The 20,754-nt window shown below is 60.2% G+C and carries 18 protein-coding genes and 5 tRNA genes; all 23 read left to right on the top strand.

Annotated elements, in window-relative coordinates; genetic code table 11:
- The first annotated feature begins 141 nt into the window (after nucleotides 1-141).
- Entirely contained in the window at nucleotides 142-1,503 is a 1,362-nt protein-coding gene (locus tag L4X63_RS14135) for a sigma-54-dependent transcriptional regulator (protein WP_250679290.1), read from the top strand.
- Entirely contained in the window at nucleotides 1,500-3,452 is a 1,953-nt protein-coding gene (locus L4X63_RS14130; RefSeq protein ID WP_250679289.1) for an ATP-binding protein, read from the top strand. The genes L4X63_RS14135 and L4X63_RS14130 overlap by 4 nt, the downstream gene beginning before the upstream one ends.
- 509 nt (nucleotides 3,453-3,961) lie before the next feature.
- The gene (locus L4X63_RS14125; RefSeq protein ID WP_284694642.1) at nucleotides 3,962-5,074 is read left to right on the top strand and encodes a hydrogenase small subunit; all 1,113 of its coding nucleotides are present in this window, start codon (nucleotides 3,962-3,964) and stop codon (nucleotides 5,072-5,074) included.
- Nucleotides 5,058-5,984, top strand: a complete 927-nt coding sequence (hybA, locus tag L4X63_RS14120) for a hydrogenase 2 operon protein HybA (RefSeq protein WP_250679287.1) — start codon at nucleotides 5,058-5,060, stop codon at nucleotides 5,982-5,984. Before L4X63_RS14125 ends, hybA begins: the two co-directional genes overlap by 17 nt.
- Nucleotides 5,984-7,303, top strand: coding sequence for a Ni/Fe-hydrogenase cytochrome b subunit (gene hybB / locus L4X63_RS14115; RefSeq protein ID WP_250679286.1), 1,320 nt, complete (start codon nucleotides 5,984-5,986; stop codon nucleotides 7,301-7,303). Before hybA ends, hybB begins: the two co-directional genes overlap by 1 nt.
- Nucleotides 7,304-7,335: 32 nt before the next feature.
- Nucleotides 7,336-9,018 carry a nickel-dependent hydrogenase large subunit gene (locus tag L4X63_RS14110; protein ID WP_250679285.1) on the top strand — a complete coding sequence of 561 codons (1,683 nt, stop codon included), beginning with the start codon at nucleotides 7,336-7,338 and terminating at the stop codon, nucleotides 9,016-9,018.
- A gap of 281 nt (nucleotides 9,019-9,299) precedes the next feature.
- Nucleotides 9,300-9,785 (top strand): HyaD/HybD family hydrogenase maturation endopeptidase, encoded by a 486-nt coding sequence (locus tag L4X63_RS14105; RefSeq protein ID WP_250679284.1) that lies wholly within the window; start codon nucleotides 9,300-9,302, stop codon nucleotides 9,783-9,785.
- 263 nt (nucleotides 9,786-10,048) lie between these two features.
- Complete coding sequence (locus L4X63_RS14100; RefSeq protein ID WP_250679283.1) at nucleotides 10,049-10,219, top strand: twin-arginine translocase TatA/TatE family subunit; 171 nt, start codon at nucleotides 10,049-10,051, stop codon at nucleotides 10,217-10,219.
- An 89-nt stretch (nucleotides 10,220-10,308) separates the two neighbouring features.
- Nucleotides 10,309-10,857, top strand: a complete 549-nt coding sequence (locus tag L4X63_RS14095) for a cysteine hydrolase family protein (protein ID WP_250679282.1) — start codon at nucleotides 10,309-10,311, stop codon at nucleotides 10,855-10,857.
- Nucleotides 10,858-11,192: 335 nt separating this feature from the next.
- Nucleotides 11,193-11,268: transfer RNA gene (locus L4X63_RS14090), tRNA-Thr, on the top strand.
- Nucleotides 11,269-11,288: 20 nt separating this feature from the next.
- Nucleotides 11,289-11,373: transfer RNA gene (locus L4X63_RS14085), tRNA-Tyr, on the top strand.
- Between the two features lie 107 nt (nucleotides 11,374-11,480).
- Nucleotides 11,481-11,557, top strand: a tRNA-Gly gene (locus tag L4X63_RS14080).
- Between the two features lie 9 nt (nucleotides 11,558-11,566).
- Nucleotides 11,567-11,642, top strand: a tRNA-Thr gene (locus L4X63_RS14075).
- A 72-nt stretch (nucleotides 11,643-11,714) separates the two neighbouring features.
- Nucleotides 11,715-12,905 carry an elongation factor Tu gene (gene tuf / locus L4X63_RS14070; RefSeq protein ID WP_250679281.1) on the top strand — a complete coding sequence of 397 codons (1,191 nt, stop codon included), beginning with the start codon at nucleotides 11,715-11,717 and terminating at the stop codon, nucleotides 12,903-12,905.
- A gap of 83 nt (nucleotides 12,906-12,988) precedes the next feature.
- Entirely contained in the window at nucleotides 12,989-13,141 is a 153-nt protein-coding gene (rpmG, locus tag L4X63_RS14065) for a 50S ribosomal protein L33 (RefSeq protein ID WP_250679280.1), read from the top strand.
- A 40-nt stretch (nucleotides 13,142-13,181) separates the two neighbouring features.
- A tRNA-Trp gene (locus L4X63_RS14060) sits at nucleotides 13,182-13,258 on the top strand.
- Nucleotides 13,259-13,289: 31 nt separating this feature from the next.
- A complete protein-coding gene (gene secE, locus L4X63_RS14055) occupies nucleotides 13,290-13,475 on the top strand; it encodes a preprotein translocase subunit SecE (protein ID WP_250679279.1) in 186 nt (61 codons plus the stop codon).
- Nucleotides 13,476-13,486: 11 nt separating this feature from the next.
- Entirely contained in the window at nucleotides 13,487-14,014 is a 528-nt protein-coding gene (gene nusG, locus L4X63_RS14050; RefSeq protein WP_250679278.1) for a transcription termination/antitermination protein NusG, read from the top strand.
- Between the two features lie 63 nt (nucleotides 14,015-14,077).
- Complete coding sequence (gene rplK / locus L4X63_RS14045) at nucleotides 14,078-14,500, top strand: 50S ribosomal protein L11 (RefSeq protein WP_250679277.1); 423 nt, start codon at nucleotides 14,078-14,080, stop codon at nucleotides 14,498-14,500.
- Between the two features lie 21 nt (nucleotides 14,501-14,521).
- The gene (gene rplA, locus L4X63_RS14040; RefSeq protein ID WP_250679276.1) at nucleotides 14,522-15,223 is read left to right on the top strand and encodes a 50S ribosomal protein L1; all 702 of its coding nucleotides are present in this window, start codon (nucleotides 14,522-14,524) and stop codon (nucleotides 15,221-15,223) included.
- Nucleotides 15,224-15,504: 281 nt separating this feature from the next.
- Nucleotides 15,505-16,026: a 50S ribosomal protein L10 gene (gene rplJ, locus L4X63_RS14035; RefSeq protein ID WP_250679275.1), complete on the top strand. Its 522-nt coding sequence runs from the start codon at nucleotides 15,505-15,507 to the stop codon at nucleotides 16,024-16,026.
- Between the two features lie 52 nt (nucleotides 16,027-16,078).
- The gene (rplL, locus tag L4X63_RS14030; RefSeq protein WP_250679274.1) at nucleotides 16,079-16,462 is read left to right on the top strand and encodes a 50S ribosomal protein L7/L12; all 384 of its coding nucleotides are present in this window, start codon (nucleotides 16,079-16,081) and stop codon (nucleotides 16,460-16,462) included.
- Nucleotides 16,463-16,623: 161 nt separating this feature from the next.
- A complete protein-coding gene (rpoB, locus tag L4X63_RS14025) occupies nucleotides 16,624-20,739 on the top strand; it encodes a DNA-directed RNA polymerase subunit beta (protein WP_250679273.1) in 4,116 nt (1,371 codons plus the stop codon).
- The last annotated feature ends 15 nt before the right edge of the window (nucleotides 20,740-20,754 follow it).

The raw sequence follows: 20,754 nt of genomic DNA, 5'->3' as shown, positions 1-20,754 counted from the left end.
GGCTATTACAGTGCCCGGAAATTGCTTTGAAGAAGCAGCGCGTGCGATGTTACTATCGGCTGCCATCGTTGTACTCTCAAACGGCAGCGGTAGAGTGCGAGGGGGATCCTGATGGCAGTATTGAGCAAGGCAGGAGTGGCAATGGCACAGGGAAGAATTCTGATTTGCGACGACGAAGAAGGGATCCTCAAATACCTGAAGAAGCTCTTCAACTCGGAGGGGCACCTGGTAGAGACCTTCACGGGGGGGAAGGAACTCCTGGCTCGGCTTAAGGCCGGCGACCTCGATGACGCCGACCTCTTGCTTCAGGATGTCAGGATGCCGGACATCAACGGTATCACCGTCCTTTCCGAGGCCAAGAAAATACGGCCGGCGCTACCGGTCATCGTGATGACCGCCTTCGGTACCATCGACGCAGCGGTGGAAGCCATCAAGCTCGGCGCCTACGATTACGTAACCAAGCCATTCCCCAAGGAAAAGATCCTCGGGATGATCAACAACGCTCTGGAGAAAGAGCAGTTGATCCAGAAAAACCTCTCCCTCAAGTCGGAACTGGAGAAACCCCTTCAGCAGGCAATCGTCTTCCAAAGCGATTCTTTCCGCGAGATCTACGATATGACGCTGCAGGTGGCAGCCAGCGACGCCAATATCCTCGTGCTCGGCGAATCCGGCACCGGAAAGGAGCTGATCGCGGGAGCTGTCCACTGCAACAGCCTGCGTCGCAACGGCCGCTTCCTCTCTATAAACTGCGCAGCCCTCACCGAATCCCTCCTCGAAAGCCAGCTTTTCGGCCATGTCCGCGGCGCTTTCACCGGCGCCACTTCCGCACAGAAAGGGCTTTTGCAGGAGGCCGACGGCGGCACCTTGTTCCTGGACGAGGTGGGGGACATGAGTCTTCCGATGCAGGCCAAACTCTTGCGGGTCATCCAGCAGCGCGAATTCATCCCCGTTGGATCGACCAAGGCCATAAAGGTCGATGTCCGCTTCGTGGCCGCCACCAACAAGAACCTCGAAAACGAGGTCCGCAAGGGGACCTTCCGGGAGGATCTCTTCTACCGTCTCAACGTCATCAGCATTCCTCTCCCGCCTTTGCGGGAGCGCCGGGAGGACGTACGGCCGCTCGCCGAGCACTTCCTGGCGAAATACGCCCAGAAGATCAAGAAGCGGGTCACGCTCATCACCGACGACGCGCTCAGGCTCCTCACTTACTACGACTGGCCCGGCAATATCAGGGAGCTGGAAAACGTCATGGAGCGGGCGGTAATCCTCGCGCGTACCGAATGTATCACACCCAAAGAGCTACCGATGTGGAAGAAGGAGCCGGAAGCGCCGCCCAAGAAGGACGTGCCGTTGGTGTCGCTGGAAAACATGGAGCGCGACCATATCGCCCATACCCTGGAGAGCACCGGCTTTCATAAGAGCAAGTCCGCAGATATACTCGGTATTTCGCGCCGGACCCTGGACCGCAAGATAGCCGAGTACGCGATAGCCATTCCCGAATGAAATTCTCCCTGAGCCGATTCCCCATCAAGACTAAGCTCACGGTCGCCACCCTGATCCCGTTGGCGATAGGCATCGTTTTCTGTTTCCTGGCCGGTATCTTCATCGTCAACACCAAGATGAGCGGCCAGGCGCAGGAAAAGGCCAAGACCGACCTCAACGTGGCCCGCGAGGCGCTTCGCCAGGAACTCTCCCGGGTCAACGACGTGGTGCGCTTCACCGCCGCCCTGGGGGCCACGGCCCCGGCCATAGATGCCGGAGATCGCACCACCCTCGCGACCCTGCTGGGGCCGGTGCGCCAGGCAGAGCATCTGGACCTCCTTACGGCGGTCGACGCCTACGGCAAGGTGGTGTTCCGCGCGGCCAATCCTCTCATCTACGGCGATCTCCAAAATGGCGACCAATACGTAGCCCGCGCCCTCAAGGGGGAGGTCGCCGCGGGAGCTACCGTGATACCGGTATCAAGGCTTGCCCTGGAAGGGGGGGCGTTGACCCAGCGGGCGAAGGTCGTCGCTGGGGCCGATACGGTGGTTGCCGGCCTGTTTCTGAAGGTGGCGGTTCCGGTTCGCGCTCCCTCCGGTACGGTGGTCGGCGCGATGTGCGGCGGTGTTCTCCTCAACAACAACAATGCCTTGCTGGAAAAGATCAAGACCGCGGTCTACGAGGGGGCGGGGCAGCGCAAAGAGGTGGGGGCGGCCAACCTGTTTTTCGGGAAGGTCCGCATAGCGGGGGCCGGGCCGGCCACTGCGAACTATCCCGCCGGGGAGAAGCTGCCCGACGAGATCTACCGCAGCGTGCTGCTGGGCGATAACCGGACCGTGGAGCGCACCTTCGTCTCCAATGACTGGTATCTGACCGCCTACGACCCGATCCGCTCCCTCCAGGGCGTTCCCCTCGGTGCGCTCTATCTCGGTATGCAGGAGAGCAATTATTCGACCGGGCGTTCGGACCTGAACCTCCTGTTGTGCGCAGTGGTGTTTCTAAGCCTTCTGATCGGGGTTTCGGTGTCCGGCGTGCTGGGAAGCCGGCTGGCCCGCCCGGTGAAAGAGCTCTCCATGCTGGCCAAGAAACTCGCCGCCGGGGAGAGGAACGTCCAAAGCAACATCGACTCCCGCGACGAGATCGGCGACTTGGCCGGGAGCTTCAACGAGATGAGCCGGGCTCTGAACGAGAGGGAGGAGCGGATCATCGAGCTCAACCGCGACCTGGAAAAGAAGGTCGAGCAGCGGACCGCCGAGCTGGAAGAGAATAACCGCCTCCTGCTGCAGACCAAGGAGGAGTTGCTGCGAGTCGAAAAGCTGGCTGCTATCGGTGAGCTGGCTGCCGGGGTGGCGCACGAGATCAACAACCCGATGGCCATCATCCGCGGCAATACCGAGCTCCTGCAGCTCTCCATCGACGAGGACGACCCCAACCGGGAGGAGGTGGAAACGATCTTCGCCCAGGTGAAGCGGGTGGAGCGGATCGTTACCAACCTCCTCAAGTTCGCCCGCCGCGAGCGGCGCGAGCAGGGGACGGTCCAGCTCAACGGGCTCCTGAAGGATATCCTTGCGCAGATCGGCCACCAGGAGTCGCTGGATGGGATCGAGCTTGAGGAGAGGTTCTCCCCGAAAGTAGCCCTGGTTTCCGGCGACAGCGGGCAGCTACACCAGGTTTTCACCAACCTCATTCTCAACGCGGTGCAGGCCATGCCGGCGGGCGGCACCCTGACGGTGGAGACACTCCCCGGCCTGGACGAAGAGACCTTCCAGGTATGCATCTCCGACACCGGCGTGGGAATTCCGGCCGAGAACGTAAACCAGATTTTCAACCCGTTTTTCACCACCAAGACCACCGGTACCGGCCTCGGTCTCTCGGTTTCCTACGGCATCGTGAAGGAACACGGCGGCACCATCGAGGTCACCAGCCGCCCCGGTTTCGGCACCTCTTTCAGCGTTATTCTCCCGATTTAGCCGGACCCGCTGCGGCGCCTCCTGGATGCTTCCCCCACCCCCCTTGCTCCCTCCCTCCAGGGGAGGGGGAGTTACACCTGCAGCATCAGCGACGCGTCCCCCCCTTTGCGAAGCTTCTAGAGGGACATCGGGGACGGTTGCCGAAACGAGGTCCCCCCCATGTCAAAGGGGGGACAGGGGGGATTTGCACTTTGGTGGGTCGAGAGGCAAATCCCCCTAAATCCCCCTTTATCAAGGGGGACTTGATGGTCTCCCAGTAACTCCCCGATAAACGTTTGCAAAGGGGGGGAGAATAGATGAACGCACGAGAAGGTGTGCGTCACTTTGGCGCACCGGTTGGACAAAATGATACAAAACGGCAAGACAGAAGGATACAAAGTGCGCGGTGTGCCCATTCGGCGGGGCCACCGTTTTTTTATGGCGTTTACGGAATCGCTGGTTTTTTCGCACTCCGGGGCGTTGGCATGGCTGTTGCTCGATACTAGCGACTCGACTCTCCCGGAGGTGGTATGAAAGACGATGAAATGATTTGTGAAGGAGTTACGCGAAGGAGTTTTATGAAGGTTTGCATGGCCGCCACGGCCATGATGGGCCTTCCCTTTGCCATGCACACCCAGGTGGCTGAGGCGGTGGAGAAGAACGGCAATCCGGCCGTCATCTGGCTCCACTTCCAGGAGTGCACCGGATGCTCGGAGTCTCTGCTCCGTTCGAGCCATCCGACGATCTCTACCCTCATCCTCGACATGGTCTCGCTGGATTACCACGAGACCCTGATGGCGGGTGCCGGGCACCAGGCCGAGAAGTCGCTGCACGACTCGATGGCCGCCAACCACGGCAAGTACTTGCTGGTGGTGGAAGGCGCCATCCCGACCAAGCAGAACGGCATCTTCTGCAAGGTGTCCGGCAAGACTGCCCTGGAATCCCTGCAGCACGCCGCCGAAGGCGCCGCAGCCATCATCTGCATCGGCAGCTGCGCTAGCTACGGCGGGATCCAGGCCGCCGCTCCCAACCCGACCGGCGCGGTCGGCGTCAAGGATATCATCAAGGACAAGCCGATCATCAACCTTCCGGGCTGCCCGCCGAGCCCCTACAACTTCCTCTCTACCGTTCTCTACTACCTGACCTTCAAGAAAATCCCGGAGCTGGACAACCTCGGCCGTCCGAAGTTCGCCTACGGCAGGAAGATCCACGAGCACTGCGAGCGCCGTCCCCATTTCGACGCCGGGCGCTTCGCCCAGGCCTACGGCCACGCCACCCATGCCGAGGGGTACTGTCTCTACAAACTGGGGTGCAAAGGTCCGGCTACCTACGCGAACTGCTCGGTCCAGCGCTTCAACGACGTCGGCGTGTGGCCGGTCTCGGTTGGGCACCCCTGCATCGGCTGCACCGAACCGAGCATCCTTTTCCAGAAGGCGATCGCCGAGAAGGTTCAGATCCACGAGCCGACCCCGTTCGACAGCTACGCCCCGGTCGATCTCAAGGAGAAGGGGAAAGGCCCCGATCCGCTGACCACCGGCTTCGTCGGACTGGCCGCCGGTGCCGCTCTGGGGGCTGGCGCCATGGTCGCCAAGAAACTGCCTTCCGGAGAGGAGCAGGAGGGGCACGATGAAGAAACAAAGTAGGCGCGACTTTTTGAAGGTGGTCGCGGTCGGTGCCGGTGTCGTCGCCGGGACCGCCGCCACCGCGGGCGCCAGTGAAAAGCTGGTCGTCAATAACGAAGAGGTCGGCATGCTCTACGACGCCACCAAGTGCGTCGGCTGCAAGGCCTGCATGTCCGCCTGCAAGCGCGTGAACCGTGACTACGGCAGCCTCTCCTACGAGAAAGCGAGCTTCGACTCCGACGGCCTGTGGGATGCCCCGAGCGACCTCGACGGCTCCACCCGGACCCTCATCAAGCTCTTCAAGGAGTCCAACCAGCGCTGGAGCTACGTGAAGTACTCCTGCATGCACTGCCAGAAGCCTTCCTGCGTCTCGGTCTGCCCGGTATCGGCCATGACCAAGGAGAAGGTGACCGGCATCGTCGACTACAACAAGAACACCTGCATCGGTTGCCGTTACTGCCAGGTTGCCTGTCCCTATAACATCCCGAAGTTCCAGTGGGAGAAGGCCATCCCGCAGATCGTCAAGTGCGACCTCTGCAAAAACACCAACCTGCGCGAGAAAGGGATCTCGGCCTGCGCGGAGACCTGCCCGGCCGGCGCCATCAAGTTCGGTAAGCGTAAGGACCTCCTCGAAGAGGCCCACCAGAGGCTTCTCGAGAACCCTGACCGCTACATCGCCCACGTCTACGGCGAACACGAAGGGGGCGGCACCAACCATATGTACCTGGCCGCCATGCCGTTCAACAAGCTGGGGCTGCCGGAAATCAAGCCCGAGGCACCCGCCGAGTTTTCCGAGAAGATTCAGCACACCATCTACAAGGGGTTCATCGCCCCGGTGGCCCTGTACTCGACCCTCTGCTTCATCGCGGTGAAGAACATGAAAGGGCACGGCAAGGAAGGCCATGACTCTCATGACAAGGAGGAAAGCTGATGTCTCATCATCAAGATGAATACCAGAGACTGGAAGGTAAGATCTTCACCAAGGCCTTCTGGATCCTCCTCCTCACCGTCATGGTCGGTTTCTTCTTCGTGGGCGTGCGCTACGTGAAAGGGATCGGCGCGGTATCCAACATGAGCGACGGCTACCCGTGGGGTATCTGGATCACCTACGACGTCGCCACCGGCACCGCCATCGCCTGCGGCGGCTACGCGGTTGCCATCCTGGTCTACATCCGGAACAGGATGCAGTACCACCCGCTGATCCGCTCCGCGATTCTCACCTCCATGTTCGGCTACGGCCTGGCCGGCTTCTCGGTCATGGTCGACTTGGGCCGCCCGTGGAATGCCTACAACTTCTTCATCCCCTCGAAGTGGCAGGCTAACTCCGCCATGTTCGAGGTGGCACTCTGCGTCATGGCCTACTCGACGGTGCTCATCATCGAGTTCATCCCCGCCATCCTGACCAGCATCGAGAACAGCAAGTGGGAGACCATGCACCGCGTGCGCGACTGGCTGCACCCGAAGATCGCTCCCGATCCGGATGACATGGTCGACAAGCTGGAGGCCGTCCGGCTGGGCGCCGCCTGGCTGAAACCGCGGCTCAACAAGGTGCTGATTTTCTTCATCGTCCTGGGGATCACCTTGCCGACCATGCACCAGTCGTCGCTGGGATCGCTGCTCTTGATCGCCTCCACCAAGCTGCACCCGCTCTGGCACACCGGCTTTTTGCCGCTGCTGTTCCTTCTGAACTGCATCTTCATCGGCTACGCGATCGCCATCCTGGAGTCGCTCATCTCCTGCTACAGCTTCAAACGTCCCTACGAGACCGAGGAGTTGTCGGGGCTCGCCAACCTCATCCCGTACGTGACGGTGATCTGGCTGAGCGTCGTGGTGGGGGACCTGATCTGGCGCGGGCAGGTGGGCGCCGCCCTTAAAGGCGATTTCTATTCCGGCTTCTTCCTGACCGAGTTCCTGCTGGTTGCGGTCGGCTCGCTTCTTCTCTTCGTCAAGAAGATGCGCCACTCCCCGCGCTGGCTCTTCGTCTCCGCCGCCATGATCGTGCTCGGCGGAGCACTCTACCGCTTCAACGTCTACCTGATCGGGTTCAACCCCGGCAAGGGGTGGAGGTACTTCCCGTCCTTCGCAGAGATCATGATCACCGTCGGTATCGTGGCTCTGGAGATCCTCGGCTACAAGGTGTTCGTTGCACTCTTCCCGGTGCTCCCGAACACCCACGGGCACGGCGGGAAAATGCGGAAGAAACTGGAGCCGGAACAGAAGGAACACGCGCCGCTGCCTAAGGCCGCCTGATTACATTCGCTACTTATCCCTTGGAGGAATACATGTCTACGAGAGTAACGCTGGATCCCATCACCCGCATCGAAGGCCATCTGCGGGTGGACGTTGAAGTAAATGACGGCAGAGTCGCCAACGCCTGGTCCTCCGCCCAGATGTGGAGGGGGATCGAGGTGATCCTGAAGGGGCGCGATCCCCAGGATGCCTGGAGCTTCGTACAGCGCTTCTGCGGCGTCTGCACCACCGTTCATGCCATCTCTTCGATCCGCGCCGTCGAGAACGCGCTCAACGTGGAAGTGCCGCTCAACGCCCAGTACATCAGGAACATCATGATCGCCCAGCACTCGGTGCAGGACCACATCGTGCATTTCTACCACCTCTGCGCCCTTGACTGGGTCGACATCGTCTCGGCGCTTTCCGCCGATCCGAAGAAGACCGCCTCCATCGCCCAGAGCATCTCCGACTGGCCGGGGAACTCCGAGAAGGAGTTCAAGGCCACCCAGGAAAAGCTCAAGGCCTTCGTGGCGGGCGGCAAACTCGGCATTTTTGCGTCCGGCTACTGGGGGCACCCGGCCATGAAGCTCCCGCCGGAGATCAACCTGCTGGCGGTCACCCACTACCTGAAGGCGCTCGACTACCAGAGGAAGGCATCCCAGGCTACCGCCATCCTCGGCGGGAAGAACCCGCACATCCAGAACCTCGTGGTGGGCGGCGTCGCCACCGCCATCAACGTCGACAACCTCGCCACCCTCAACATGGAGCGCCTCATCTACCTGAAGACCCTCATGGAAGAGACCCGCGATTTCGTGCAGAAGGTCTACTACCCGGATCTCCTCGCCATCGCCGGCGCCTACAAGGATTGGTTCAAATACGGCGCAGGGGTTACCAACTACCTGGCCGTGCCGGAATTCCCGCTCGACACCAAGAATACCCAGTTCGTACTCCCGGGCGGCATCGTCACCGGCGGTAACATCAAGGGTATGAGGATGATCAAGGACCACCACGACGACTACCTGATCAAGAACATCAAGGAGAACGTAACCCACGCCTGGTACGAGGGCTCCGGCACTCTCCACCCGTGGGAAGGGGAGACCAAGCCCGATTACACCGATTTCAAGGAAAACGGCAAGTACTCCTGGTGCAAGGCCCCGACTCTGGAAGGGAAGCCGGTCCAGGTCGGTCCGCCGGCCCAGATCATGGCCGCCTACGTGGCAGGGAACCCGAAGGTCAGAGGGCTGGTCGACGGTGCGGTCTCCAAGCTGGGGATCGGTCTCAACGACATCCACTCCACCATGGGGAGGATCTTCTGCCGCGGCGTGCGCGCAAACGTCATGGCCGACATCGCGCTGGACAACCTCGACAAACTGATCAACAATCTCGTCTCGGGCGACAAGACCTACGCGAACCATACCGAGATCCCGGCCGGTGAATACCGCGGGGTCGGCTTCCACGAGGCGCCGCGCGGCACCCTGTCTCACTGGATCGTCATCAAGGGTAAGAAGATCGAGAACTACCAGGCCGTCGTCCCCTCCACCTGGAACGCCGCTCCGAGAAACGAAAAGGGCGAGCTCGGTCCGTACGAGGCATCCCTGATGGGGAACCCGGTGGCCCAGCCGGACAAGCCGCTCGAGGTCCTGCGCACCATCCATTCCTTCGACCCGTGCATCGCCTGCGCCGTCCACACCATCGACCCCGCCGGCAAGGAGATCACCAAGGTCAAGGTGATGTAGTCCGATCACCAACGTCCCGCCCACACGCTCCCCCCCTCTGCGACGCGTCCGCCGAAGTAACGGCGAAGGCGGGAGAGGGGGGAGCGTTACGCAGAGGGGGGCGTGAACGCAGAGATGGAGCGTGGGGCAGCAGTATTTTTTTTGTCTGGCCCTCCCTTCGGGCCGGCTTCCCCCACCCCCAACCTCCCTCCGGGGGCATAGGGGGAAGCTCTTTTTGATAGGCCAGCCGCATCGCCTGCTTCGGCAGGAGTATTATCTTCCTCCGGGAAGAAGGAGTATTCATGCAGGTTCTCATCTACGGCGCCGGTAACCTCATCCTCTCGGATGAAGGTTTCGGCGTTCATTTTATCCGGCATCTGGAAGCGCACTACGAGGTCCCCGAAAACGTAGAGGTCTACGACGGCGGGACCCTCGGCATCATGGTGCACTTCAAGTTCGAGGAGGCCGACAAGGTAATCCTGGTTGACGTGGTCGATACGGCTGGCGAGCCGGGCGACATCTTCCGCTACGAGCGGGAAGACATCATGTTGAAGAAGATCCCTGTCAAAATGTCCCCGCACCAGATCGGGCTGCAGGAGATGCTGCTTTTGAGCGAGATGCGCGACGCGCCCAAGGCAGACCTCACCTTCTTCGGCATCATCCCGCAGAGCCTCGATCCCGGCACCGTCCTCTCCCCTCCGCTGCAGGCCGGGCTTGTGAAGGTGGCCTCGCTGGTGGTCGACGAGCTCGCCTCGCTCGGCATCGAGCTTAAGCCGAAGGGGCGCTAGGCACTCTCGCCCAACCCGTGAGGGAAGGGCGGGAAGCGATATTTGCCGGCTAGCGATGCGAGGCAGTTCCGGTTAGCGGCCGGTGTTGTGGCACCATTTTTATCTAGATTTTGAACCAGTTTTGCGCGGTTACCCCTGCTACATCGGTAGGTTAGGCCGAATTTCGGCCGGCCGAAATGGGTGGAAGACGCGCCAGTTTGGAAGGTTGCCGTCCCTTGAGGTCGCCGGGATGCTATTGAAAAAAGTGCGAAGGAGTAACTACCATGTTCGGTTTTGGCCTACCCGAGGTTTGCATCATTCTCGCCATTGTTCTCATTGTCGCCGGCCCCAGCAAGCTTCCCCAGTTCGGTCAGGCGCTTGGCAGCAGCATCAAAGGGTTCAAGAAAGCCTTGGATGGAAACGATGTGACCCCCATTGAGGAGAAGAAGCCCTAATAACTCTCTCCTCATCTTGTCCGGTTACTGAAATTGTGCTACGGTCGCGGCCACTTCTTTTCCAGCGAACTTCTTCTGTGGGAGGCCGTATGAAGCAGGCACTGCTCGTTATCGACATCCAGAATGACTACTTTCCCGGCGGCGCCATGGAACTGGCCGGGAGCCCCGAAGCTGCCCATAATGCCGCAACGCTCCTGGCCGCCTTCCGTGACAAAGGGCTGCCGGTCATCCACGTCCAGCACCTCGCCGCCCGCGAGGGAGCCACCTTCTTCATCCCCGGTACCGCCGGTGCCGGGATCCATCCGTCGGTGGCTCCCCGGGACGGAGAGCTGGTAATCACCAAACATTTCCCCAGCTGTTTCCGCGGCACTCCTCTCCTCGACGTCCTGAAAGGGGAGGGGATCGGCACCTTGGTGGTGGCCGGTATGATGACGCACATGTGCGTCGACACCACCGTCCGCGCCGCCTTCGATCTCGGCTTCACCTGCCTCCTCGCGCACGATGCCTGCGCCACCCGCGCCCTCTCTTTCGGCGATCGCACTGTTTCCGCCCCCGACGTCCATTCGGCCTACATCGCTGCCCTCCACGGCACCTTCGCCAAAGCGATATCCACGGAAGAGGTCTCTGCTTCTCTGTAACGCTTTGCCGGGGTCGTATCCGAGACCCCGGTACTGTTTTGACGAGGGGAGCGGGTGGATGGCGGATCTATTTAAAAGAGCGGACTTTCTCTGCCGCTCGGCACGATTAAGTTGAACCTCTCATTATTTTAGCTTGCATCCCAAGCTCATTGTGCTATAGTTGGCGCTTGCTCCGCTGCGGCAGCGAAAACGCTCCTGCCAGGCGGGACGCGGCCCGGATGAAAAAAATATTTTCGCTTCTTGAAAAAAGAGATTGACACCCGGGACGATTTGCTTTAGAAAGTGGAACTCGCTTTGACGAACTGGCTCCGGAAACGGAGCGGGGCCGATGATGGGCTGGCGTAGCTCAATTGGTAGAGCAGCTGACTTGTAATCAGCAGGTTGCGGGTTCGAGTCCCATCGTCAGCTCCACACAAGCACACACACCGTCTGGAGGGATTCCCGAGCGGCCAAAGGGAACAGACTGTAAATCTGTCGTCATCGACTTCGGAGGTTCGAATCCTCCTCCCTCCACCATAAAAACTTCAGATGAGATGGGCGCCGCCCCGAATCAGGAGGCCTGAGGGCCGCAAGTACTGGTAAGGTCGCCGCTCAATCGAATCAAAAAACTTCGCACGGAATTGGCGGGAATAGCTCAGTTGGCTAGAGCATCAGCCTTCCAAGCTGAGGGTCGCGGGTTCGAGTCCCGTTTCCCGCTCCAAAAATGTAAGCCCACATAGCTCAGTAGGCAGAGCACTTCCTTGGTAAGGAAGAGGTCACCGGTTCGAATCCGGTTGTGGGCTCCATTCACTCCTCAAAGAATTGCGCATCAATATACAACCAGAAACGTCGGCAGTAACATCAGGGAGGATATCCTAATGGCAAAAGCTAAATTCGAAAGAACTAAACCGCATGTTAACATAGGCACCATCGGTCACGTCGACCACGGCAAGACCACCCTGACCGCTGCCATTACCAAAGTTCTCGCCGGCAAAGGCCAGGCCGAGTTCAAAGCCTTTGATCAGATCGACAACGCTCCGGAAGAGCGTGAGCGTGGTATCACCATCGCTACCGCCCACGTCGAGTACGAGACCGACAAGCGTCACTACGCCCACGTCGACTGCCCGGGCCACGCCGACTACGTCAAGAACATGATCACTGGTGCTGCCCAGATGGACGGCGCTATCCTGGTCGTGTCCGCCGCTGACGGCCCGATGCCCCAGACCCGCGAGCACATCCTCCTCGCCCGTCAGGTCGGCGTCCCCTACATCGTCGTGTTCCTCAACAAGGCCGACATGGTGGACGACGAAGAGCTCCTCGAGCTCGTCGAGCTGGAAGTCCGCGAACTCCTCTCCTCCTACGACTTCCCGGGTGACGATATTCCCATCATCAAGGGTTCCGCTCTCAAAGGCCTCGAAGGCGACAAGGGCGAGCTCGGCGAGCAGGCCATCATGAAGCTGATGGACGCCGTCGACGCCTACATCCCGGAGCCGCAGCGCGCCATCGACAAGCCGTTCCTGATGCCGGTCGAGGACGTTTTCTCCATCTCTGGTCGCGGTACTGTCGCTACCGGCCGCGTCGAGCGCGGTATCGTCAAAGTCGGCGAAGAGATCGAGATCGTCGGTATCAAGAAGACCACCAAGACCACCGTCACCGGCGTCGAGATGTTCCGCAAACTCCTCGACGAAGGGCGCGCTGGCGACAACATCGGCGCCCTGCTCCGCGGCGTGAAGCGTGAAGAGATCGAGCGTGGCCAGGTGCTGGCCAAGCCGGGCTCCATCACCCCGCACACCAAGTTCAAGGCCGAAGCCTACATCCTCTCCAAAGAAGAGGGTGGCCGTCACACCCCGTTCTTCAATGGTTACCGTCCGCAGTTCTACTTCAGGACCACCGACGTGACCGGCGTGGTTGACCTCGAAGCCGGCACCGAGATGGTTATGCCGGGCGACAACGTCTCCGTCACCGTGAACCTGATCACTCCGATCGCAATGGACGAAGGGCTCCGCTTCGCAATCCGCGAAGGTGGCCGTACCGTCGGCGCCGGCGTGGTTGCCTCCATCATCGAGTAGTAAACCTTCAGGTCGTGCGCTCCCTGCTGGCTGAACCGGCGGGGAGCGCAGGCTTTTTTTAGGATGTAAGAAAGGATCGAACAATGGCGAGAGATATTATTACCCTTGGTTGCACCGAGTGCAAACAGCGCAACTATACGACGACCAAGAACAAGAAAAACACCCCGCAGAAGCTCGAGTTCAACAAGTACTGCCGTTTCTGCCGCAAGCACACTCCGCACAAAGAAACCAAATAATCCGCTTTGAGGCTCCGTGACGGTACGGGGTCTCCGCCGCAGGCCAGTAGCTCTAACGGCTAGAGCACCGGTCTCCAAAACCGGGTGTTGGGGGTTCGAATCCCTCCTGGCCTGCCATTTTTATTTATAAACATCAGTGGGGTGGCATGTGCTCGCAAAAGCCAAAACTTTCTACAACGATGTGATGGAAGAGCTTGCCAAGGTAACCTGGCCGACTCGCAAGGAGACGTTTTCCACTGCCCAGGTTGTTGTCGTCATCATTGTACTGATCTCCCTCTACCTTGGCGCCTGCGACGTAGTCCTTGCAAAGATCATCCAGTCGGTACTCCGCTAGAGGACTACAATATGGCACTTAAATGGTACGGTGTTCACACCTACTCCGGCTTCGAGAACAAGGTGCGCCTTTCGCTCGCCGAAAGGATCAAGAACCTTGGGATGGAAGAGTTCTTCGGTGAGATCCTGATCCCGTGCGAGACGGTTGTCGAGCTGAAGAAGGGCGAGAAGAAGACCTCTTCGCGAAAGTTTTTCCCCGGGTACATCCTGGTCAACATGGAGCTCAACGACGACACCTGGCACGTGGTGAAGGAAACCGCCAAGGTGACCGGTTTCGTGGGCGGCAACAATCCCTTCCCCATCCCCGATGAGGAAGTGAACAAGATCACCAAGAGGATGGAAGAGGGTGCCGAGAAGCCCCGTCCCAAGGTCCTCTTCGAGGTCGGCGAAACCGTCCGCGTCATCGACGGCCCCTTCCTCAACTTCTCCGGCGTGGTGGAAGACGTCAAGCCGGACAAAGGGAAGCTCAGGGTCATGGTCTCTATCTTCGGCCGCGCGACCCCGGTGGAGCTGGAATTCATGCAGGTGGAAAAACAGTAGGTTCATCCTGCTGTGAACGAATAAGCATCAGGCAGTTCAGGATAGATCAAAGGAGTAGGAAAAATGGCCAAAAAGATTACCGGTTATATAAAGCTGCAGGTACCCGCTGGGAAGGCGAATCCTTCTCCCCCGATCGGTCCGGCGCTCGGCCAGCACGGCGTCAACATCATGGAGTTCTGCAAGGCGTTCAACGCCAAGACCCAGGCTGACGAAGGGACCATCACCCCGGTGGTGATCACTGTCTACGCCGACCGGTCCTTCACCTTCATCACCAAGACTCCGCCGGCCCCGATTCTCATCAAGAAGGCCCTCGGCATCCAGAGTGGCTCCGCAGTGCCCAACAAGACCAAGGTCGGCAAACTGACCAAGGACCAGGTCCGCGAGATCGCCACCAAGAAGATGCCGGACCTCAATGCTGCGAGCCTCGAGGCTGCCATGAAGACCATCGAAGGCACCGCCCGCAGCATGGGCGTTGAAATAGCTTAAGTAAAGAGAGGGTGACTAGAAATGGCAACTAATAAGAAGCTTCAGGAAGCTCTTGCCAAGGTGGACAGAAGCAAGACCTATCCTATCAATGACGCACTTTCTCTCGTGAAGGGTGCCGCTTTCGCCAAGTTCGACGAAACCGTCGACGTGGCCGTTAAACTGGGCGTCGATCCCCGCCACGCCGACCAGATGGTCCGCGGCGCCGTGGTCCTCCCGAACGGCCTGGGCAAAGAAGTGCGCGTCCTGGTCTTCGCCAAGGGCGAGAAGGAGAAGGAGGCCCGCGAGGCCGGTGCCGATTACGTGGGCGCCGACGACCTGGTCGCCAAGATCCAGGGCGGCTGGTTCGACTTCGACACCGCCATCGCCACCCCGGACATGATGGGCGTGGTCGGTAAGATCGGTAAGCTCCTCGGTCCCCGCGGCCTGATGCCTAACCCGAAAGTCGGTACCGTCACCTTCGACGTCGCTCGCGCCGTCAAGGAGTCCAAGTCCGGTAAGGTCGAGTTCCGCGTCGAGAAAGCCGGTATCGTTCACGCTCCGGTCGGCAAGGTCTCCTTCGACGTGCAGACCCTGAGGGAGAACGTGGTTGCCCTGGTGGAAGCCCTTCAGAAGGCCAAACCGGCGGCGGCCAAGGGTACCTACATGAAGAAGGTGTCCGTTTCCTCGACCATGGGCCCGGGCGTCAACCTGGACCTGGCCGACATCGCCTCCGTCCTCAAATAAGCAATAACTATAGACCGCGGTTTTCGCGGCTCAAGCTAGATGCGGATCGACCCACGCGGTTGATCCGCTCTCTTAGCTTGGCCTCCGTTTAGCGCGTCTAGAGATTCGAATAGAGTTTAAAGCCCAAAGTCAAAGACAGTAGGTGCACAATCCGGAAGCAAAGGGGCGTGCTTAAATGCCGCAAGGCGGCCAACCGAGACTCAAAGATGTTGACGGATTTATCCGCAACTTCCTGACTTTGGCAGGGTTTCGACCCGCATTAAAAGAAAGGAGGAAAGCGCTTGAATAAGGAAACCAAAAAAGAACTTGTTGCCGAAATGCACGAGAAGCTTCAGCGTGCCCAGGCCATCTTCGCCGCCGATTTCCGCGGCATGACCGTGACCCAGGCCGAAGCTCTCCGCGTCGAGTTGCGCAAGGCCAACGTCGAGTTCAAGGTCTTCAAGAACACCCTGCTCGAGATCGCTTCCAAAGGCACCGACAAAGAGGGGATCACCCCCTTCCTCGCCGGCCCGACTGCGATCGCGCTCAGCTACGACGATCCCGTCGCAGCAGCAAAAGTGCTCTCGAAGTTCTCGAAAGACGCCACCACGCCCTTCACCTTGAAGGCCGGCGTTCTTACCGGGAAGACCATCAACCCGAGCGACGTACAGGCACTGGCCGACCTGCCGAGCCGCGAGGTCCTGCTGGCCCGCATGCTGGGCTCTATGCAGGCCCCGACCAGCAACTTCGTCCGCGTCCTGGCTGCCGTTCCGGGTGGCTTCGTCCGCGTGCTCGATGGCATTCGTGCGAAAAAAGCTGCCTAAGACTAGTCAACCGACACTAACCATCTAAAATAATTCCTGGAGGAATAAGCTAATGGCTATCACCAAAGAAGAAGTAGTCTCCTTTATTGAGAACATGACCGTCCTCGAACTCGCCGGCTTCGTGAAGGAGCTGGAAGAGAAATTCGGCGTTTCCGCCGCTGCTCCGGTTGCCGTCGCTGCCGCTGCTGGCCCGGCTGCTGGCCCGGCTGAAGCTGCCGAAGAGAAGACCGAGTTCGACGTCATCCTCAAAAGCGCTGGCGCCAACAAGATCGCTGTCATCAAGGTTGTCCGCGCTCTGACCTCCCTGGGCCTGAAAGAAGCCAAGGACCTGGTCGACGGCGCTCCGCAGCCGGTCAAAACCGGCATCTCCAAGGATGAGGCTGCTGACGCCGAGAAGCAGCTCAAAGAAGCCGGCGCAGAAGTGGAAGTCAAGTAAGCATAAAGACGCCGATCTTTATCCAAGCCAAGGTCGCAATTTGCGGCCTTGGCTGTTCTGTTTTTAGTTTGAGGCCGCTTCACCCACCTGGCAGCAGCAGTGAAACAGCAGGAAATTCAAGGGGGTGAAGGTCTTCCAAGGCGTTCACCAAAGGAGAAGATATGGCTTATTCAATCGCGAATAACCCCCTGTTGCGCAAGAACTTCGCCAAGATCCACAAGATCATCGACATACCGAACCTCATCGACATCCAGAAAAATTCCTACAAGAGATTCCTCCAACTCGACACGCCGGTAGACGCACGCAAGAACTCGGGCCTTGAGGCCGTTTTCAAAAGTGTGTTCCCCATCAAGGACTTCAGTGACACCGCCTCGCTTGAGTACGTATCGTATTCGTTGGGCGCGCCGAAGTATGACGTGGAAGAGTGCCACCAGCGCGGGATGACCTTCGCGGCCCCGATGAAGGTGAAGGTGAGGCTTGTCGTATGGGATGTCGCCAAGGATCCCGGTACCCGGTCGATTCGCGATATCAAGGAGCAGGAGGTTTATTTCGGCGAGATCCCGCTGATGACGGAGAACGGTACCTTCATCATCAACGGCACCGAACGCGTCATCGTGAGCCAGTTGCACCGCTCCCCGGGCGTTTTCTATGACCACGACAAAGGGAAGACCCACTCCTCCGGTAAGGTCCTCTACTCGGCCCGCGTGATCCCTTACCGCGGCTCGTGGCTTGACTTTGAATTCGACCATAAAGACATCCTTTATGTTCGCATAGACCGCCGCCGCAAGATGCCGGCCACCGTCCTTTTGAAGGGCCTTGGCTACTCCAACGACGCCCTCCTCAACTACTTCTACAAGTCCGAGGAGGTGAAGGTCGGCGAGAACGGTGCGCTCACCAAGGTGGCCGACGCCGAACTCCTCTCCAACCAGAAGGCGACCGCCGACATCGTGGACCCCGCGACCGGCGAGGTGATCCTCAAGGGGAACCGCAAGTTCACCAAGGCCGCCATCCGCAAGATGACCGAGCACGGCATCAAGGAGATCCCGATCACCGCCGAGGAAGTCATCGGCAAGGTCGCATCCCACGACATCTACGATCCCGCCACCGGCGAGATCCTGGTCGAGTGCAACGAGGAGATCACCGAGGCGAAACTGGAGGAGATGACCCAGAAGGGGATCGCCAGCTTCCAGGTGCTCTTCATCGACAACCTGCACGTCACCTCTTCGCTTCGCGACACCATCCTGATCGACAAGATCGGCTCCACCGACGAGGCGCTGATCGAGATCTACCGCCGTCTGCGTCCGGGCGATCCCCCGACCCTCAAGTCGGCCCTGGTGCTCTTCGAGAACCTCTTCTTCAACGCCGAGCGTTACGACCTCTCCGCGGTCGGCCGTCTGAAGCTCAACTACAAGCTCGGCGTGGACGTGCCGCTCGACTGCATGACGCTCACCCGTGAGGACATCCTCGAGGTGGTCCGCTACCTGATCGAGCTGAAAAACGGCAAGGGTAACATCGACGACATCGACCATCTCGGCAACCGCCGCGTGCGTGCCGTGGGCGAGCTCCTCGAGAACCAGTACCGCATCGGCCTCGTCAGGATGGAGCGCGCCATCAAGGAGCGCATGAGCCTGCAGGAAGTCGAGAACCTGATGCCGCACGACCTGATCAACTCCAAGCCGGTCTCGGCCGTCGTGAAGGAGTTCTTCGGTTCCTCGCAGCTCTCGCAGTTCATGGACCAGACCAACCCGCTCTCCGAGGTCACCCACAAGCGCCGTCTCTCGGCCCTTGGACCGGGCGGTCTTACCCGCGAGCGTGCGGGCTTCGAGGTCCGCGACGTACACCCGACCCACTACGGCCGCGTCTGCCCGATCGAGACTCCCGAGGGGCCGAACATCGGCCTCATCGCGTCGCTCTCCACCTACGCACGGATCAACGAGCACGGCTTCGTCGAAACCCCGTACCGCGTGGTGAAGGACGGCAGGGTTACCGACGAGGTCCGCTTCTTCTCCGCTCTGGAGGAGGAAGGTCACGCCATCGCCCAGGCTAACGCCGAGATGGACGAGACCGGCCGCTTCTCGCAGGACTACATCTCGGCCAGGAAGTCCGGCGAGTTCGTGCTGGTCGGCCGCGACGAGCTGGAGCTGATGGACGTGGCTCCGATGCAGCTCGTCTCCGTCGCCGCCTCGCTCATCCCGTTCCTCGAGAACGACGACGCCAACCGTGCACTCATGGGCTCCAACATGCAGCGCCAGGCGGTACCGCTGCTGCGGGCCGACTCCCCGCTGGTCGGTACCGGCATGGAGCGCGTCGTGGCCCGCGACTCGGGTGTTTCCTCGGTCGCCCGCCACAACGGCGTGGTCGAGTCGGTTGACGCCTCCAGGATCGTCGTCAAGATCGACGAGGACCAGTACGACGCGACCGGCACCGGTGTCGACATCTACAACCTGATCAAGTTCGCCCGTTCCAACCAGAACACCTGCATCAACCAGCGGCCGGTGGTCAAGGTGGGCGACCACGTGAAGGCCGGCGACATCATCGCCGACGGTCCCTCGACCGACATGGGCGAGCTGGCTCTCGGCCAGAACGTCCTGGTCGCCTTCATGCCGTGGGGCGGCTACAACTACGAGGACTCCATCCTCATCTCCGAGCGCCTGGTCAAGGACGACCGCTACACCTCGATCCACATCGAGGAGTTCGAGGCGGTGGCCCGCGATACCAAGCTCGGCAAGGAAGAAATCACCTCCGATATCCCGAACCTCGGTGAAGAGACCCTGAAAGACCTCGACGAGTCCGGCATCATCCGGATCGGCGCCGAAGTCCGCCCGGGCGACATCCTGGTCGGCAAGATCACTCCGAAGGGCGAGACTCAGCTTTCCCCGGAAGAGAAACTGCTGCGCGCCATCTTCGGCGAGAAAGCGGGCGACGTCCGCGACACCTCGCTGCGCGTGCCGCCGGGGGTGGAAGGCACCGTCATCGGCGCCAAGATCTTCTCGCGTAAAGGGGCCGACAAGGACGCCCGTACCGAGATCATCGAGAAGGCCGAGGAGCAGCGCCTCCGTAAGGACGAGCAGGACGAGATCCGGATCATCCGCGATTCGGCGATCGGTAAGCTGAAAAAACTGCTGGTGGGCAAAACCGCCGCCGTGAAGATCGAGGGCTCCGACGGCAAGGTCGTCATCCCGAAGGGTGGGGCGATCACCGAGGAGATGCTCAAGGGTATCTCCATGGACCGCTGGGACGAGATCTCCATCGCCGACGACGACACCATCGACGAGAAAGTGGCGCAGACCCTGTCCACCCTCAACCAGCAGATCGACATCATCAAGTACGTCTTCGACGACAAGGTGCAGAAGCTTCGCCGCGGCGACGACCTCCCGCCGGGCGTCATCAAGATGGTCAAGGTCTACATCGCCATCAAGCGTAAGCTCCAGGTCGGCGACAAGATGGCCGGCCGTCACGGTAACAAGGGTGTCGTCTCCAGGATCCTTCCGGAAGAGGACATGCCGTACATGGAAGACGGCCGTCCGGTCGAGATCGTGCTGAACCCGCTCGGCGTTCCGTCCCGTATGAACGTCGGTCAGATCCTCGAGACCCACCTTGGCTGGGCCGCGAAAGGTCTCGGGTGGAAGATCGAGGAGTTCCTCGAAAAGAACGCCCCGCACGACGAGATCAAGCGCTTCCTCAAGGGTGCCTACGGCAATCCCGAAATGGACGCCTTCCTCGACAAGCTGGAAGGGGAGGAGCTCATCAACGTGGCCAAGCGCCTGAAGCGCGGTGTCCCGATGGCCTCCCCTGTCTTCGAGGGGGCGAGCGAGGAGTCGATCCAGGCCGCCATGAAGCACGCCGGTTTCGAAACCACCGGACAGGTCACCCTGTACGACGGCAAGAGCGGCGACAAGTTCATGCACAAGGTCACCGTCGGCATCATGTACGTCCTGAAGCTCCACCACCTGGTCGACGACAAGATCCACGCCAGGTCCATCGGTCCCTACTCGCTGGTCACCCAGCAGCCTCTGGGCGGTAAAGCCCAGTTCGGTGGCCAGAGGCTCGGGGAGATGGAGGTCTGGGCCATGGAAGCCTACGGCGCCGCCTACGCGCTGCAGGAGTTCCTCACCGTCAAGTCCGACGACGTGGCGGGCCGCACCAGGATGTACGAGGCCATCGTCAAAGGGAAGCACACCCTGGAGCCGGGCCTGCCGGAGTCCTTCAACGTCCTCATCAAGGAACTCCAGTCCCTTGGTCTCGACGTCGAGCTCCTAGAGAGCGAAGAGGACTAGCGAGTGATCGGATCC

It is taken from the genome of Geomonas sp. Red32 (assembly GCF_023652955.1).
GTDB lineage: Bacteria > Desulfobacterota > Desulfuromonadia > Geobacterales > Geobacteraceae > Geomonas.
The sequence above is the reverse complement of the archived record's forward strand: the minus strand, read 5'-3'. Positions and strand labels throughout refer to the sequence as shown.